A 2,363-nucleotide genomic window follows, 5' to 3' on the forward strand; every position below is an offset into this window, starting at 1 on the left:
GCGCGGAGGCCGCGGACGCCTTTCCGCCGCGGGTGCGGGGGGAAGTGCGCGCCACGCTCGCCGCCGCCCTCGCCGCGCCGGGCACCGCGTTCCGCTGCCAGGGCCGGCTTGCCCGCGCCACGGCCGCCACGCCCCGCATTCGCTTTGCCCTGCGCGCGGCGGACGGGATGGTGCTGGTGGGGTGCGAGCCCGTGGTGCGCAGCCGGCAGTCCGCGCGCGAGGCGGCGTACCTGCGGGCGCTGGCGCACGGCGCGCTGGAGGCCACCTCCGACGGGCTGCTGGTGGTGGATGCGAAGGGGCGGGTGCGCGCCGCCAACCAGCGCGTGCTGGACATGTGGCGCATCTCCGGCCCGGTGGTTCCCGGCACGCAGGACCGCGCGCTGAGGGAGGCCGTGCGCGCGCAGCTGGCGGACGCGGGCGCGTACGTGGCCCGCGTGCACGCCATCATGAGCGCGACGGAGCGGGGGAGCTACGACGTGGTGGAGTTCCTGGACGGCCGCGTGTACGAGCGCTACTCGCAGCCGCTCTGGGTGGAGGGGCGCGCGGAGGGGCGGGTGTGGAGCTTTCTGGACATTACCGAAAGCCGCCGCGCGGAGCAGGTGCTGCAGGCCAGCGAAGACCGCTTTCACCACGCGGCCCGCGGCGCGCACGACGGGCTGTGGGAGTGGGAGGTGGATGGGGACACCCTGTCGCTTTCCCCCCGGTGGGCCGCCGCGCTGGGAATGCCGGATGCGCCGCTGCGGTGCACGCTGGCGGACTGGGCCGCGCTCATCCACCCCAACGACCGCGACCGCTTTCTGTCCGCCCTGGACACGCACCTGCGGGGCGACCAGCCGGTGTTCGAGTGCGAGTACCGGGCGCGCCACGCGGACGGCGGCGAGCGGTGGATGCTGTGCCGCGGCCTGGCGGTGCGCGGGGAGGACGGGCGGGCGGTGCGGGTGGCCGGCTCGCAGGCGGACGTCACGGGGCGCCGCAGCGCGGAGGAGGCGCTGGCCATCCGCGACCTGTACGACGAGCTGACGGAGCTGCCCAACCGCGGCCTGTTCAAGGACCGGCTGCGGCAGGCGGTGCGCCGCGGGCGGCCGTTCGCGGTGGCGCTGCTGGACCTGGACCGCTTCAAGACCATCAACGAGTCGTTGGGCCACACCGTGGGCGACGAGGTGCTGCGCGAGGTGGCGCGCCGGCTGGAGGCGTGCCTCACGCCGGGGGACACCGTGGCCCGCTTTGGCGCGGACGTCTTTACCCTGCTGCTGGACGGCGTGGCGGACGCCAGCGAGGCGACGCGCATGGCGGGGCAGGTGCTGCGGGCGATGGGCGCGCCCATCCGTGCAGGCGGCCGGGAGGTGTTCACCAGTGCCAGCATCGGCCTGGTGCTCCCCAATCCCGAGCATTCGGCGGACGAACTGCTGCGCGACGCCGACACGGCCATGCACCGCGCCAAGGCGGCGGGGCGGGGCCGGTGCCAGCTGTTCGATCCGCGGATGCACGCCCAGGCCGTGGCGCGCCTGCAGATGGAGACGCAGCTGCGCCGCGCGGTGGACCGGCAGGAGCTGTCCGTGGTCTACCAGCCGCTGATCCGGCTGGACTCGGGCGTGGTGGAGGGGTTCGAGGCGCTGGTGCGGTGGACGCAGGAGGACGGCACGACGCGCTCGCCGGCGGAGTTCATCCCCCTGGCGGAGGAGACGGGATTGATCGTTCCGCTCGGGATCCAGGTGCTGCGCGCGGCGTGCATGCAGATGGCGGCGTGGCGCGCGAGCGTCGGCACGCGGGCGCTGCACGTGAACGTGAACCTGAGCGCGCGGCAGCTGGCGCACCCGGGGCTGGCGGGGGACGTGGCCGCGATTCTGGCGGAAACGGGGCTGGACGGCGGCGTGCTGCGGCTGGAGATCACGGAAAGTGTGCTGGCGGAAAACGCGGAGGCCACGACGGCCACCATGGCGGCGCTGCGGGCGCTGGGCGTGTGCCTGTGCATCGACGACTTCGGGACGGGATACTCGTCGCTGGCCTACCTGCACCGCCTGCCGGTGGACTGCCTCAAGGTCGACCGCAGCTTCGTGCACCGCATCGGGACGGACCAGGAGAGCGCGGAGATCGTGCGCACCATCCTGTCGCTGGCGCGCAACCTGGGGCTGCGCACCGTGGCCGAGGGTGTGGAAACGGACGACCAGCTGCGCTTCGTGCGCGAGGCCGGCTGCGACTACGCGCAGGGCTTCGGCATTCACCGGCCGCTGGACGTGGCCGCGGCGACGGCGCTGCTGGGGGATACGGCAGGGAATAGGGAATAGGGAATAGGGAATAGGGAATAGGGAATAGGGAATAGGGAATAGGGAATAGGGAATAGGGAATAGGGAATAGGGAATAGG

At 73.1% G+C, this 2,363-nt stretch carries 1 protein-coding gene; it reads left to right on the forward strand.

What is annotated here, in order from left to right:
* Positions 1-2,285: putative bifunctional diguanylate cyclase/phosphodiesterase (locus VF665_RS22385; protein WP_331055699.1), on the forward strand; the 2,285-nt coding region annotated here is incomplete at its 5' end.
* Positions 2,286-2,363: the final 78 nt, after the last annotated feature.

Source organism: Longimicrobium sp. (genome assembly GCF_036387355.1).
Taxonomy (GTDB): domain Bacteria; phylum Gemmatimonadota; class Gemmatimonadetes; order Longimicrobiales; family Longimicrobiaceae; genus Longimicrobium.